Consider the following 14429-nt stretch of genomic DNA (forward strand, 5'->3'; position numbering starts at 1 on the left):
ACTTAAAACTCATAACTTTTCTAACTATTACTTGTACTATCGCCAAAACGCTTGATTAAATCTTCTGGACGGAGATTAGAAACGAATTCCCGGAAGGCTTCTCTTTCGGCTTCATCTGCATCCCTATCCACCGGAATTGAAGCTTCTGCAACCACTTCTTCCATTACCCAAATTGGTGAATTTGTACGCAACGCAACGGCGATCGCATCACTAGGACGAGCATCAATTTCCTTATGAGTGTCACCTTGCTTTAAAATTAAAGATGCATAAAAGGTGTCTTTTTGCAGGGAGTGAATAACCACTTTATCCAAAACCATATCCCACCCCTCTAAAATATTCACTATTAAATCGTGAGTTAAAGGTCTAGGAGCTTTTTGATTTTCTTGTGCTGCCATAATCGCTTTTGCCTGCTCTTGACCAATATAAATTGGCAAAGCACGGCGGTCTGTTGCATCTTTTAAAAGTACTATCGGACTGCGAGTAATTGCATCCAACGCTATACCAGCAACTTTCATTTCTATCATCGGCTATGCCTCTACATTCCTTTGAGCGCTTCGATAAGTTTGGTAACAAATAATACTATTGCCTGAGCAAATTAGAAAAACCTTAAACATAAGTCAATATGTTTCTATAATTGTTTATATTGAACTCCCCGCCATGTCATGAACACCGCTCGGCTATTCTAACCTTATTGGTTCTACAATAGTCTACTTACCCCCCTTTTGCCCTGTCTTCGTTATAAATACGTTTATGGCTTTATACATTCAAAGGTGACTATTTATACTTAGCAATAATAAATTATGGCAGAATTACTAATTAATTTAAGTTGAAAATAAGCAATATATAGAGTTAGTCGCACAAAAAAGCCGTGTTTACAGGAATAATTCAAGCATTAGGAACGATGAGACCCCTAGGGGGGGATTCTTGGCAAATTACTAGCCAGGACTCTTCATGGTCGGCAATCATGCAAGACTTAGCTTATGGTGATAGCGTAGCAGTAGATGGAGTTTGCTTGACCGTAGAAGATATCACTAAAGACGGTTTTGTCGCCACTGCTTCCCCAGAAACTTTGCGCCGCACAATTTTGGGAGAAGCGGTAAACCAAGGGAATTACGTTAATTTAGAAACTTCTTTAAGAGTTGGTAGTAAAGTTGGCGGTCATTTTGTGATGGGACACGTTGACGGTATTGGTAAGTTAATTTATGCCGAACAAACAGCGACTTCTTGGGAAATGACATTTAGCGCATCTGATACGATTGACCGCTATATAGTACCTAAAGGTAGTATTGCTATCAACGGTATTAGCCTTACTGTAGCTGAATATGAGCCGGAAATCTCTCAGTTTAAGGTAGCGGTAATTCCGGTAACGTATGCCGAAACAAATCTTCGCGATTTGGTTGCTGGTAGTTCGGTAAACTTAGAAGGTGATATTCTCGGAAAATACGTAGAAAAATTTATTTATTTTGGTAAGGAAAATAATCCCGTTTCATCAGAATCCCTCCAAAATGAAATTACACCTACATTCTTAGCCCAGCATGGGTATTTGTAAGAAATAGGGAACAGGGCGTTAAGAGCAATTAAGGTCAAAGGTCAAAGGTCAAAGGCTAAAATTTTCCTTGACCATTTGTCCCTTTGTTACCTTATATTTTTTCTTCCTTAGCTACCAGAGTCTTCGGTGACTTGTGCTGTCTGTAAAGACTGTAGGAACTGATTGAGCGCATATTGTAATTGCGCTCCTGGATTTGTAGCTACCCAACCGTTAGGAGTTAGCTGGCGTGTTTCAAAGTGTAGGTGAGGTCCAGTAGAATTACCTGTATTTCCTACGCGACCGATAATGCTTCCTCGTTCTACCCACTGACCGGGGCGAACAAATAGCTCGGACATGTGTCCGTATAGTGTTTGTTGGGCGCTGTTGTGATTTAATATAACGGTTAAACCGTAACCGCTTACCCAATCAGAAATTTCTACTTGTCCCGAATAAGCTGCCAGAACTGGAGTTCCACTAGCTGCTGCAATATCTATACCCGAATGAAAACGGCGATCGCCAGTTATTGGGTGTTGCCTCCAGCCAAATACGGAACTGATTGCAGAAGGTACGGAAAGAGGAAATACTAATCCGTTGGGATTATAAGCAGCGCGTTGGTAAGTAACTTTTGGTAGTGCAGATGCCAGAGGGATATCGTAATTTACAGCACTAGGACGAGGTGCGGTATTGTTGGCCATGATTGGCGCTGGTAGCATTCCACCGCTTGGTGCTATAGCTTCTTTGCTAACTGTAGTCTGGGGAGTAAAGCTACTTGGTTGTGGAATAAAACGATTAGAACTATATGCCTGCTTGGGAGTTCTACGAGAAGCTACTCTAGCAGTATTAGTACGAATCGATGGAGTAGCAGATTTAACTGCTTTCTTGACAACATTCGGTGTCACCGAAGCAACACGCTTAATAGTGTTAGTTGGGCGATAAGTATTAGCTGCTGATTTTGCAGGCAATACAGTTTTCTTTACTTTTGCTGAGCTTACTGTTTTAGGAGATTGTGTAGCTGTCTTGGTTTTTGCAGTAACACTTCTTGGAGAAGTAACAGAGGCAATGGAAGCGTTTTGACTCGCTTTTAGCCAGCTAGGTGTTGTTTTCTTAGCAGGATTTGTTTTCTTGGAGCTAACCCGAGTTCGACTTCTAGAAGCACCACAGTTACCAGAAATTCCTTGTCCGCTTGCAACGGAGCTACAGCCGTTATTGCGTCCTGTTATAACTACAGAATTAGGCGCTTGATATTTTTTACCGTAATTAGTCGGGTCAATTAAAGCGTTATTGTAATCTTTCTTTGGCTTTCTTACGGTAGTAGTTCTGGGAAGAATTGTCCGAGGCTTTTGAGGTGAAGCAATACGAGTTTTTGGCGCGCTAGGCTTCAATCTAGTCGAATTCTTCTTGATAACTACTCTTTGACGGGTAGTTGGCGCTTTCTTTTTGAGTTTGACGACTACAGAATTAGTGCGGGAACGCTTTAGTCTAGTTCTTAAAGTACTCTTTTTTTTGTTATTAGTTGTAACCTTGACTCTTGGTGCGGGCTTTTTCGCAGCTGGGGAAGCGGTCGATTTCTTACCCGATAACCTTTGTTTAAGTCTGGTTCGACGTTTAGAAAATTCAACTTTAGGTCTCGCAGGCTCCGGTGTCGGAGCGCCACTGATAATAACAGCTTTTCCTTGTGCTGCTTTTTGGATACTGCTTGCCTGTGAAGATTTCACAGGAACAATATTGTCTATTCCCGAAGTTGTTTGAGCAACTACAAAGCCGCTGCTTAGTAAGCTAAAACTACCAAGCCAACAAAGGCTTTGGGCTGGTAGCGACCGTTGCCACGCGGATTGCGAATTGTTATGGGCAGAGTTTTTGCGCTGCGTCATTGTGTTTAAATAATCTTCGTAGTGTAACTATGACAAATCAGATAATCTCAGTAAAATCCTCGTCCAAATTTAAAATTTTGGATAAGAAGTGGCAATTTAATCCTTATATTTACGGTACCCTAAACTGATTGTACCGGGCTGGAGGAAAATAGATGCAGGTGTTACAGATAAAGTGTTTGGTGATAACTTATGAAGATGAAGATTCCCTGCCGCAGTAACGCCGACTACGGTTCCAGAAAAATCATCGTTAACGTAAACTTTATCGCCCATATTAGAAAGTAATTTGATATAGCGAGACAATAATATATTGACTCCTTCTCTCTCCAAACACTCTATACCGGAATGTATTCCGAGCAAAACCACAGCAGCTAATTTTTCTAAACAAGAAATTTGAATTGGATTTCCTCGTTCTTTCAGGGAGTGTAAATTAATCCCAGTAGAAGGAACCGGATTTTTCCAGTTAATTCCCACTCCAATAACTGCCTGAGTAATTTTTCGGCCACTTACTTTGGTTTCAGTAAGAATTCCACCTAACTTACGACCATCTAACACTAGATCGTTAGGCCACTTGATTTCAACATCAATCCCATACTTTCTTAATTGTTCGGCAATCCCCCATGCTGTTGCTAAAGTTAACTGATAGCCTAAATTTATATCTAATTTAGGAGCAAAACCGAAAGAAAGATACAATCCATCTTTTTGAGATAGCCACTGACGACCCCATTGTCCTCTTCCGGCAGTTTGTTCGGCTGCAATTACTACACATTCCGAACCGGGTTTTTGACTAAGCAATTCCCACAAAGTTTTGTTGGTTGAAGCGACACTTTCAAAAATATGTAAGCTAAAAGGTAAGTCAGTATTTTTACCTTCTGTCAAAAGAACTGCTTGCAGCTTTTGCTTATTTAATACCACAGTTACTAACCAAAAATTGCTTATTCAAGCTAGCATGAATTGGCTAAATTGATTTTTATTAATAGAAAAACTAAAAAGGTAAACTAGTATGCATACTTGGCACTGGCGCAGTTGGCAGGAATTGCCATATTTGAGTTGTAGTCTGCTCGAACAATTTCCTCACGGCTTCTTTACCCAACAGTTCTGGTCTCACAATCTTGAAGATATGACCAAAATACTTCACCCAGAGGCTTCATCTTACCGTCTCAAGCAAGTACACGGCAATAAGGTTCTCACCCCACAGGAAATTGAACACCTATTAACCGTAGGTGGAGATGAAGTAGAGCAAGTCGGTGAAAAAACCTTTGCCAAAGCAGACGGTTTAATTAGCGAACAAGCTTTACAAGCTTTATGGACTGCGAGCGCAGACTGCACTCCTGTATTAATCGGCGATATAAAAACCGGACAAGTAGCAGCCGCTCATGCAGGATGGAGAGGTACGGCGGAAAAAATAGTTCCTCAAGCCATTTATCGGATGCAGTCTCAAGGAAGCAAGCTCCAAGATTTGAGAATTGCAATGGGACCATCTGTTGAAGGAAAAGTTTATCAAGTATCCGAAGACGTTGCAGCAAAATTGGGTTCGACTTTAATACCAGAAGCAGACGAAACAGACATCATCAAAGGCTTACAAGAGATAGATAATTCTCCCCTAATTGCCGATTCAGAACCTGGAAAAGTCCGTATCGATGTGCGTCAAGTAAGCGCTATACAACTAGAGCATTTAGGAATCAGTCCCGAACAAATTTCCCTCGCACCATATTGTACCTACCAAAATCCAGAAAACTTTTTCTCTCACCGTCGCGCTAAAGAAGGAAAAGTTCAGTGGTCTGGAATTGTCAGTATGTAATTATTTGGTAATTGGTAATTGGTAATAGGAATTGGGAAAAAGTTAGAAGTTAGGAGTTAGGAATTATGAGTTATGAATTATGAGTTATGAGTTATCAAACTATCTGCACTACTAGCAGAGCATCTAACAAAATTTTTTCTATGCCCAATGCCCAATGCCCCATTCCCTAATATCATGAGTAAATCACCAGAATTAAGTACAGAAACTATCGACCGCATAGTTGAAATGGCATGGGAAGATAGGACACCGTTTGAAGCAATTGAAACTCAATTTGGTTTGAGTGAAAAAGAAGTCATTGCTATCATGCGCCGCTACATGAAAGAATCTAGCTTTCGGATGTGGCGTAAAAGGGTTACAGGACGCAATACCAAGCATTTACAAAAGCGCGATTTTGTAGAGGGAAGATTTAAGTCGGATAATCAAAAGACTTGAGAGGTTAAAGGTATTAAGTTAGGAGTTAGGAGGTAGGAGTTAAAAGTTATAAATTACGAATTAACTACCTCCTTTTTTCACCTAACTATGCCTAATTCCCTAAACCTAAGAAATAGGTATATCTAAATAATTACTAATTTCTTGTGCTAACCATTCCAATTCTTCCAAAGTAAAATTACCGTACCTGCTAATACAAAATTTTTTTTGTTTTCCAGTTAAAGATAATACGGGTTTCACTCCGATTTCGATTAAATGCGGAGATGTCAATTCCAATTTATATTGATTTTGTCTAATCTGTTGAATTTTAGATTTCCAGTCAAATCCTGGTAGTTCATATGTAGATGAGATATGATTTTTACTTATTTGTATCCGGGTGCGTTTGAATAATGACCAAAGTATAGTAATTACAATCAATATTAATGCGAGAAATTGCATTAAAAAAATTGTAGGATGTAATACAGATGGCTCGTCAACGGTGAAAATAAATAATCCAATAGCTACTGGAGCAGCAAGAGCAATTAAAGCAATTTGAGCAAATCCAAAACCTTGAGATGGGATAACAATTTCTAAATTATCTAAATATTTATTTAATTTAATTTCACTACTCGGTGGCTTCTCTAATTTTTGCTTTGATAAATTTTTCTTTTTTCTAGGTAAAGGATTATCTAAAGCTTTTATTGCTTCTTGCGTCGATTTATATCTTTGACTTACACTTGGTTCTGTTATCCATTCCAACCAATCAGCAAACTCTTCACTAAAATTAGCTGTTTGACGAAATTGAATTCTTAAATCTTTTTGAGGTAATTCTGTTGGATGCAAACCCGTAATTAAAAAGATTAAAGTCGCACCCAAACTATATAAATCAGAAGCAACAACACATCTACCACCAAATTGTTCGGGTGGCATATAACCGTAAGTTCCAACTACAGTAATTGTCCCACCATTGGTTGCAGCAACAGTTTGTACCGAACCAAAATCTACTAAATAAACTTTTCCGGCACTATTACCAGAACGATTTGTTAATAAAATATTACTGGGTTTAATATCGCGGTGAATAACAGGTGGTTCGTGTTGATGTAAATAAGTCAGAATTTCAAGTAATGATTTAGCTAATTGTTTAACTTCATCTTCGCTAAAAGTTCTTCCTGCTTGTAAATGTTGTTCTAAAGTTTGCCCTTCTGCATAAGTTTGTACCAAACCAAAACCTTTATCGTCATCATAATCTAGTTCAAAATAATCCAGATAGCTAGGGATATTAGCATGATTCAAAGTTTTTAAGGTTTGCGCTTCCCTTTCAAATAGCTTTAAATCTTGCCAATCAAAATCTTGTCCTAACAACAATATTTTAATAACAACTTTCTTTTGCGTTTGTAAGTCTTCAGCTAAAAAAGTTCTTCTTCCCGTTTGTCTACCTAATTCCTGCTGAACTTGATAGCGTTCATTTAAAATTTGATTCACCATATAGCAATTTTGCTTTTATAAATTATTTACTTGTAGTAAGAACAGAAAATAAAAATCTAAAATTAATTTTTTCGCCGAGACTGTGTATCATACCAGCGAGCAAAAGATTTAGTAGCTACACCCATACTTAATCCAGATATAACAGCAGGAACAAATATGGAAAAAAGTATTACTTGAAAGTGTTTTGAGCCAAACAACGAAGTACCTGCATTTAGTATGCTGAAGCCAATCACACCTGCGGCAGTACAAATCGACATACTAAGCCAAACAGCTATACGACGATAATAAAAAGAATTTTTTAAAGGATAGAAAAACACACGAGTAATAATTCCTACTAATAAGCCATTTCCTATGCTTAGAGGTACACCAACAAATCCGCCAAAAATTGCTCCAAAATAAGTACCAATTATCGGAAAAAAAACAGTACCGTAAATTGCAGCAGCAGTTATAACAACTCCACCTCCCACACAGAGACTGCGCCACATAATATGCCAAAATAATTTAACAGTACCAACTCGCTTATACTGAATTACCTTTTCGGTTTCTGCTTTAATAAGCTTTCCCGTTTCCAAAGCTTCTAGTGCAACTTCTGCCGACGAAGCACGTTTATCCAAACTCGGCTCAATCAACCATCCCAACCACTCCGCAAAACTAGGTGTCAAATTTGCAACCTTCTCAAATGCAATCCGCATATCTTCTTGAGGTAAATCCGCAGGTTGAATACCCGTAGCCAAAGTTATTAACGTAGCTCCCAAACTATACAAATCGGAAGCCGCAGTTGCCGCACCACCAAATTGTTCGGGTGGCATATAACCGTAAGTCCCCACTACAGTTACGGTTTGACCGCCTTTACTTGCCAATGTTTGTACCGAACCGAAATCTACTAAATAAGGATGCTCTGCCAAAATAATATTGCTGGGTTTAATATCGCGATGAATTAAAGGCGGTTGGCGGCGATGTAAATATGTCAGTATTTCTAACAAATATTTAGCAATATTTATAATTTCCGATTCCGTAAGCTTTCCCTTTGCTTTCAAAACTTCCTCTAAAGATTCACCTTCGATATAGCTTTGAACTAGAGCATAAGTTTTGCCACTCTTTCCGTCTAACTCAAAGTAGTTAACATAGCTTGGGATTGCCGGATGTTGTAAAGTTTGTAGAGTCTGGGCTTCCCGTTCAAATAATTTCAAATCTTCCCAAGAAAAATCATTACCAAAAGCCAGTAATTTTATGACAACCAATTCCTGAGAATTTAAATCTTTCGCTAATAAAGTACGTCTTCCCGCTTTCTTTGCTAACTGTCGCTGAATTTCATAACCTTTTTTGATAATTTCTTCGGAAAAATCACGTTGTTTTTCATTTCTCATACAGTTATTCCGAGTCTTCTGATATAAAGACGGTTATAAATTAGTTTTCAAATTAGCTACAACAGCGGAAATACAGATTCCAGCAAACAGTGAGCAGTTATCAGTTAACACTCAGAAAATTATTTATTTCTACCCCCCTCTTCCCCCTCTCTTGAATTTTTTAATCCCCTAACCTTTACTATTGAGTAATTAAACTTATGCCGTTGAAGGATTTAAGTAATCAAATTGACATTTAAATCCTATGTTCACTCGTCGCAATTTTCTGAAAACGGAACCCAGCAAACTGAATCTTTCCGTAAGCTTTTATTCGCTGGAGAAAAAGTAATATTCAAAAATCACAAAGACGCAAGCGATCGCGATCGTTTGATGCAAGTTAAATATCGTATTCGTACTATCAACCCCGCAAAAATCCCAGGAAAATTGATTGATGGGAACCTTTAGGTGTTTTCTACTTTGGTAGGTTCTCCTTATCTGCCCAATTTAAAAGCAGCAATTTTATTTTTAGAAGAAATCGGCGAAAATATTTACCGCATTGACCGTTTTCTACCCCATCTCAAATTAGCTGGTGTCCTAAATCAGATAAGCGGTTTCATTTTCGGTTAATGTCCCGGATGCACTCCCGGCAGTGATTATGGTTCACTCACTTTAGAGCAAGTATTATCCGACCACATCAAACCTTTAAATATTCCAGCTTGGCATGGAGCAACAATTCAGCAGTTAGTCAGGTTAAAGGTCAAAGTTTTAAATTATTCTTTCCCCTCTTCCTCCTCTTCTCCCTCCTGCCAACAATAAATTTTCATTAAAGTTAGTCATAACGACTTCGTTTAAGTTATAATCAAATTCATAACGACTACGCTTAACGAGTGATGCTAAAACAGTAATCTTGTCTGCGTATTATTAAAGAGAGGTTGCATAGGATGGATTTATCAAATTCCAACACAGCGAACAACTTAGAAGCTGCTTTTGGTGGAGAGTCGATGGCGAATCGGAAATATTTGTTCTTCGCCGAAGTGGCTAAGCAGTTAGGAATGAAAGAACTTTCCAAGCTTTTTAAGGATACAGCGAATCAAGAAACAGAACACGCTTTTGCTCACTTTCGGTTAATGCATCCGGAATTGGTAGTTGATGATGTTGATTCTTTAACCGAAGAACAAAAGAAAGCTATAGCATCTCGCTGTTTGGAATTGGCAGTAGAAGGTGAAACTTACGAATACGAAACTATGTATCCAGGTTTTGCAGAACAAGCGCGTGCTGATAGAGATGGAAAAGCTGAAGAAGAGTTTAAAACCCAGGAAGAAGAATCTCGCGAACACGCCGACATGTTCCGTAAAGCTACTCACAACTTTGGTTTACTAACTAGCATCGAACACCATCATGCTCGTCAGTACACTATCGCACTAGAAGCCCTAGATGGTAAAACAGCCCCAGAAAAGAAAGCTAGTGGCGACCCCGCAACACAGAAATGGATTTGCCGTCAATGTTCGATGATATACGACCCCGTAGTTGGCGATCCAGATTCAGGAATTGCACCGGGAACAGCTTTCGAGGACATCCCTGAAGACTGGCATTGTCCCATCTGTAACGCTACCAAGAAAACCTTTATGCCTTACGAACAAGAAGAGGCTGCGGTTGCTGCATAATTAACAGCTTAATTGTAGGGTATATGACGGCTACTATAAATTACCGAGCATAATCAAACAATTTGCCGAATGTTGTCACGCAGCAATTGATTGACATAGTGCGTTATATATATAGAAACCCAGTTTTTCAGAAAAACCGGGTTTCTGTATTTTTATGAACAGTTTTTTCAAGAAGTAATAATTAATCAGATAACTGACAATCTTGCTCTACAGAACTTAGTTTTTCACCGACTGTGATTAAAAATTTTCTTGATTCATTAGTTTTTTAAGAATTAAACCTCGAATTATTGCTCCTATCTTGGTTTAAATATATATCCGGATCTGGTGCATAGTGAGGACATGATTTATCTTCGGGGCCATTAGGATACATTTTGCAGACAATAAAATTGCCTTGGTAAAAGCGACATTGGATGCACTTTGGCATTTTACGTTTGATTTTTGGCTTAATCATAAGAAATTTTAGCTAAAGTGCAATTTATAAAGCTCATATAGAGACGTAAAATTTCACATCTCCTCAAAGATTTAGCTTTCCACAGCGAAATATAAAGGATCTACACCCCAATTTATCCAAGTTATCGCTTCACGTGCAGATTCCATACTGGGGGGAACCCGCAAAACATGAGTATATCCGGTGCTAGGACAAATCATCTTCAGTAATACTATCGGTTCCACATCAGCATCGGCATCAATTTTGATTAAGTCATATTCGCGAAAAGAATCCAGTTGAATCGCTTTTAATTCATCACAAATACGGTTGTAACCAATAGCTTGAATTAAAATTCCACGCAATTCAGTATTATTTTCTTCTAATAACCTAAAAGATTGATGTTGATTTAATCCCGATATCCCAAAGCACCACAAACAAACAGCAAACAGTAAATAAAAACATCACTGCTCCTTCTTAACACACAGACAAAATATCCCCTCAGCAAACCTCCGCGTACCTTTGCGTTGAAACTCATTTCTCCCTCTCCTTACCAAAAGGAGAGGGTTGGGGTGAGGTTTTACACTTCACGTCAAAGCTTTCTGCAAAACCTCTTTATGTATCAAAGCCCTATCCGTAAGAAACTTAATTCTATCGTCCGAAAGCGCCTCCCCATTGGCAAAATGCTCAATCCAAGCCATACTCATCGCATTCGCATCATCGGGTAACTTATCAATATCCCATCCCGGTATTTCCAATTCTTCCATCAACCGATTAATTTTGGGATCGTAACTCAACGCAAAACAACGACTTCCTTGACTTGCAGCCATTATCAAACTGTGCAAGCGCATCCCAATCGTCATTTCGACACCGTTATATATTCCTTTTAATACAGTCGGTTCTTCTACTGTGATAATTTTACTGACATCTTTTAATGCTGGTTGAATTGCTTGTGCAATATCCAAATCTTTGCTTTTTTGAAACGGTATCAGCAAAATAAAAGTTTCTGTAGCCTTTTGAAAGTCAACCAAAGCCTTAGTTAAATTACCCAACCGCGTTGGTGTAAGTTCGGGATGAGCGCGTAAAGTAACAGCAACTCTCGGAGCCGGAGTATTCCAAATACCAGGTGTAGAAACAGATTCAAGCGCCCAAACTGGATCGGGAGCTAAAACGTGGTTAACCTCCCATTCCCTCAGTAAAGCAGCAGAAACCGAATCGCGAACGCTCACCCCAGTACAGCCAATGTAATTTTGACGAGCTAACCATTTAGTAGCATTACGTTTCAAAGGACCAATACCTTGTGCCCAAGCCACGGTTTTCATGCCTCTTTTTTGAGCGATCGCCATCAAACCGGCGTAGTAAAATGGGCTAATAGCACTAGTGACATCTTGAATTAAACTACCACCACCCCAGATAAAAGCATCGCAAGAACGCAAAGACTCCATAACCGTATTAAAAGCCTTACGCTCGCAAGCCTCAACATTGTAACGCTGTTGAGTTTCTTCGGGATTACCAGAAAGAACCACAGGAGTCACCGACGACGGAAGCATTTGTAAAAGCGTAGCCAACAAAGCTTCGTCACCACCATTTCCTTGCCCGTAATATCCAGATAATAAAGCACGCATAATTATTTCGGATTTTGGATTTTGGATTTTTGATTTGGGATTAATAAACGGAAAAATATTTATTCTCCACCATCATGTATTTCCCACGAATCGACGCACACAACAAGACACCTCCGCAACAAGTTTCGTGAAAATAACTTAGGAATTAGGAGTTAAAAGTTAGGAATTAGGAATTATGAACCACAAACTATGAAATCATGACTGGTAACTAGTAACTGATAACTGTTCACTGTTCACTGATAACTGATATGCAAGCACTTTCAATTCCCACTTGGATAATTCACGTTTCCAGCGTTATAGAATGGATTGCCGCGATATGGTTAATTTGGAAATACGGCGAAGTCATAGGCAATCGAGCTTGGGGAGCTTTATCTTTCGGTATGTTACCTGCATTAGTTAGCGCCATGTGTGCTTGCACTTGGCACTTTTTCGAGAATTCCCCATCTCTCGAATGGTTGGTAACATTACAAGCAAGCATGACAGTAATTGGTAACTTTACCCTTTTTGTCGCAGCTTGGTGGATATATAGCTCTACCAAAACAAACGATACCGAAACAAATCAAGCCTCCCAAGAACTTGTAGAATAATCCTGATATTAAGAATTAGCAAAGAGGGGGAAGAGGGGTAGAAATAAGCAATTTATAATTCCTAACTATTAATAAACAATCGAAAATTCAAAACATCCGTTGCGAAGAAAATCCATTGTTAAAATCCAAAATTGTATAACTGATAACTGATAACTGTTCACTGTTCACTGTCAACTGCTGACTGCTCGCTGTTTAATATGATTTCCAAAGAAACCTTATTCGCATTATCATTATTTCCATACTTAGGCTTTTTATGGTTTATCGCTCGCACCCCCGAAACCCCAAAATTAGCTTTGTATGGATTTTACGGTACTTTAGTATTTGTAGCCGTGACCATTCCAGCAGGTATTTACGCACAAGTACATTACGGTGAAACCTTAGCAAACGTTGATTGGCTACACGGAAGCGCAGAAGTATTTTTAACCCTGTCAAATATTTTAGTTGTAATAGGCTTTCGTCAAGCAATAATAAATAAGTCAAAGGTTAAAGGTTAAAGGTTAAAGTTTATGCTTTTAATTTTTAACTCCTAACCACTATCAACTAACCACTATCAACTAATAATGCAAGTAATTCCAGCAATTGATTTATTAAATGGTCGTTGCGTGCGGCTTTATCAAGGTGACTACGAAAAATCTGAGGTATTTGGCGAAAATCCCGCCGATACTGCTAAACAATGGGTTGAGCAAGGTGCTACGAGGTTACACGTTGTCGATTTAGATGGCGCTAAAGCTGGCAAAGTCGTCAATTTATCGGCAATTGAAACTATTGTGAATGCAGTTTCCATACCTGTGGAAGTTGGTGGTGGGTTACGCGGCAAGGAAAGCGTCCAACAATTATTTAATATTGGTGTGGAATGGGCAATTTTAGGAACTGTTGCGGTTGAACAACCCCAATTAGTGCAAGAACTTGCTGAAGAATTTCCTCAAAAAATTATCGTTGGTATTGATGCTCGTAATGGTAAAGTTGCAACTCGCGGATGGTTGGAAACTTCGGAGGTTTTAGCAACTCAGCTCGCTGTGCAAATGCAGGAATTTGGAGCAGCAGAGATAATTTACACCGATATTCACCGCGATGGTACTCTTAGTGGCCCCAATTTAGATGCTTTACGAGAACTAGCTGCTGTTGTTGATATTCCAATTATTGCTTCTGGTGGAGTCAGTTCGGTGACGGATTTATTGAGTTTGTTAGCGCTCGAACCTCAAGGTGTAACTGCTGCGATTGTCGGACGTGCTTTATATACTGGTGATATCTCTCTTCGGGAAGCAGTAAGAGCGGTAGGTGATGGACGAATTCAAGATATACCACCTAGTGGTTTTTCAACCTTCGCTTGATAACTATATAGCAATATTTTTTATTTATCACTAACTTTTATAAGCCCGGTTTTTTGGAAAAACCGGGTTTGTTGTTGGGTTTTTTATCGGCTTTTATTTTATTCCCTCCCAGCCTGTTAAATTAGCAGGAAACATCGGATTTTTTAGAGATATATACGCCATATCCCTAACCTGAGAGGGTTTTGAGAATAATGTAGGGTGGATGAATGAACCATTTATAAATATCTTTGATAACAAAAAAGTTAAGAAAAATAACAAATTAATTAATCTCTTACTATATTTCCGGATTCGTCATCCTTATTCCTGTATTCAAAGTGGTAAGGAATTACAATTCACAATTAACACTAAATAAATCTATATGTATA

At 38.8% G+C, this 14429-nt stretch carries 16 protein-coding genes; 9 read left to right on the forward strand and 7 right to left on the reverse strand.

Features of this window, described 5'->3' with window-relative positions; all coding sequences use genetic code 11:
* Nucleotides 1-20 precede the first annotated feature (20 nt).
* Nucleotides 21-524, reverse strand: a complete 504-nt coding sequence (locus RIV7116_RS05585) for a bifunctional nuclease family protein (RefSeq protein WP_015117301.1) — start codon at nucleotides 522-524, stop codon at nucleotides 21-23.
* Nucleotides 525-868: 344 nt separating this feature from the next.
* Between RIV7116_RS05585 and RIV7116_RS05590 the strand changes: the two genes are divergently transcribed.
* Nucleotides 869-1549, forward strand: a complete 681-nt coding sequence (locus RIV7116_RS05590; RefSeq protein ID WP_015117302.1) for a riboflavin synthase — start codon at nucleotides 869-871, stop codon at nucleotides 1547-1549.
* 107 nt (nucleotides 1550-1656) lie between these two features.
* Here the strand turns inward: RIV7116_RS05590 and RIV7116_RS05595 are convergent, their stop codons facing one another.
* Together RIV7116_RS05595 and RIV7116_RS05600 are read right to left on the reverse strand one after the other, a co-directional pair.
* Nucleotides 1657-3399, reverse strand: a complete 1743-nt coding sequence (locus RIV7116_RS05595; protein WP_015117303.1) for a M23 family metallopeptidase — start codon at nucleotides 3397-3399, stop codon at nucleotides 1657-1659.
* 96 nt (nucleotides 3400-3495) lie between these two features.
* On the reverse strand, nucleotides 3496-4311 hold the full coding sequence (locus RIV7116_RS05600) for a biotin--[acetyl-CoA-carboxylase] ligase (RefSeq protein WP_015117304.1): 816 nt from the start codon (nucleotides 4309-4311) through the stop codon (nucleotides 3496-3498).
* Nucleotides 4312-4399: 88 nt separating this feature from the next.
* Here RIV7116_RS05600 and pgeF point away from each other — a divergent pair, with 88 nt between their 5' ends.
* A complete protein-coding gene (gene pgeF, locus RIV7116_RS05605) occupies nucleotides 4400-5197 on the forward strand; it encodes a peptidoglycan editing factor PgeF (RefSeq protein ID WP_015117305.1) in 798 nt (265 codons plus the stop codon).
* Between the two features lie 174 nt (nucleotides 5198-5371).
* A complete protein-coding gene (locus tag RIV7116_RS05610) occupies nucleotides 5372-5629 on the forward strand; it encodes a TIGR03643 family protein (RefSeq protein ID WP_044291545.1) in 258 nt (85 codons plus the stop codon).
* A gap of 105 nt (nucleotides 5630-5734) precedes the next feature.
* Here RIV7116_RS05610 and RIV7116_RS05615 read toward each other — a convergent pair whose 3' ends face one another.
* Both RIV7116_RS05615 and RIV7116_RS05620 read right to left on the reverse strand, forming a co-directional pair.
* The gene (locus RIV7116_RS05615; RefSeq protein ID WP_015117307.1) at nucleotides 5735-7090 is read right to left on the reverse strand and encodes a serine/threonine-protein kinase; all 1356 of its coding nucleotides are present in this window, start codon (nucleotides 7088-7090) and stop codon (nucleotides 5735-5737) included.
* Nucleotides 7091-7152: 62 nt separating this feature from the next.
* Nucleotides 7153-8457: a serine/threonine-protein kinase gene (locus tag RIV7116_RS05620; protein ID WP_015117308.1), complete on the reverse strand. Its 1305-nt coding sequence runs from the start codon at nucleotides 8455-8457 to the stop codon at nucleotides 7153-7155.
* A gap of 225 nt (nucleotides 8458-8682) precedes the next feature.
* On the opposite strand from RIV7116_RS05620, the gene RIV7116_RS36820 reads away from it, so the two are divergent.
* From RIV7116_RS36820 to RIV7116_RS05630, 3 genes are all read left to right on the forward strand, one after another.
* Nucleotides 8683-8898 (forward strand): hypothetical protein, encoded by a 216-nt coding sequence (locus RIV7116_RS36820; RefSeq protein WP_052330792.1) that lies wholly within the window; start codon nucleotides 8683-8685, stop codon nucleotides 8896-8898.
* Entirely contained in the window at nucleotides 8899-9060 is a 162-nt protein-coding gene (locus RIV7116_RS36825; RefSeq protein WP_232435766.1) for a hypothetical protein, read from the forward strand.
* A gap of 314 nt (nucleotides 9061-9374) precedes the next feature.
* Entirely contained in the window at nucleotides 9375-10097 is a 723-nt protein-coding gene (locus RIV7116_RS05630; protein WP_015117309.1) for a rubrerythrin family protein, read from the forward strand.
* Between the two features lie 522 nt (nucleotides 10098-10619).
* Here RIV7116_RS05630 and RIV7116_RS05635 read toward each other — a convergent pair.
* Complete coding sequence (locus RIV7116_RS05635; protein WP_052330793.1) at nucleotides 10620-10958, reverse strand: DUF6745 domain-containing protein; 339 nt, start codon at nucleotides 10956-10958, stop codon at nucleotides 10620-10622.
* A 150-nt stretch (nucleotides 10959-11108) separates the two neighbouring features.
* Complete coding sequence (gene csaB / locus RIV7116_RS05640) at nucleotides 11109-12146, reverse strand: polysaccharide pyruvyl transferase CsaB (protein WP_015117310.1); 1038 nt, start codon at nucleotides 12144-12146, stop codon at nucleotides 11109-11111.
* Between the two features lie 248 nt (nucleotides 12147-12394).
* Here csaB and RIV7116_RS05645 point away from each other — a divergent pair, with 248 nt between their 5' ends.
* From RIV7116_RS05645 to hisA, 3 genes are all read left to right on the forward strand, one after another.
* Nucleotides 12395-12733 (forward strand): DUF2499 domain-containing protein, encoded by a 339-nt coding sequence (locus RIV7116_RS05645; protein ID WP_015117311.1) that lies wholly within the window; start codon nucleotides 12395-12397, stop codon nucleotides 12731-12733.
* 197 nt (nucleotides 12734-12930) lie between these two features.
* Nucleotides 12931-13227, forward strand: a complete 297-nt coding sequence (locus RIV7116_RS05650; protein WP_015117312.1) for a DUF3593 domain-containing protein — start codon at nucleotides 12931-12933, stop codon at nucleotides 13225-13227.
* Between the two features lie 66 nt (nucleotides 13228-13293).
* Entirely contained in the window at nucleotides 13294-14064 is a 771-nt protein-coding gene (hisA, locus tag RIV7116_RS05655) for a 1-(5-phosphoribosyl)-5-[(5-phosphoribosylamino)methylideneamino]imidazole-4-carboxamide isomerase (protein WP_015117313.1), read from the forward strand.
* The last annotated feature ends 365 nt before the right edge of the window (nucleotides 14065-14429 follow it).

The sequence above is a fragment of the Rivularia sp. PCC 7116 genome (genome assembly GCF_000316665.1).
In the GTDB taxonomy this organism is placed as follows: domain Bacteria; phylum Cyanobacteriota; class Cyanobacteriia; order Cyanobacteriales; family Nostocaceae; genus Rivularia.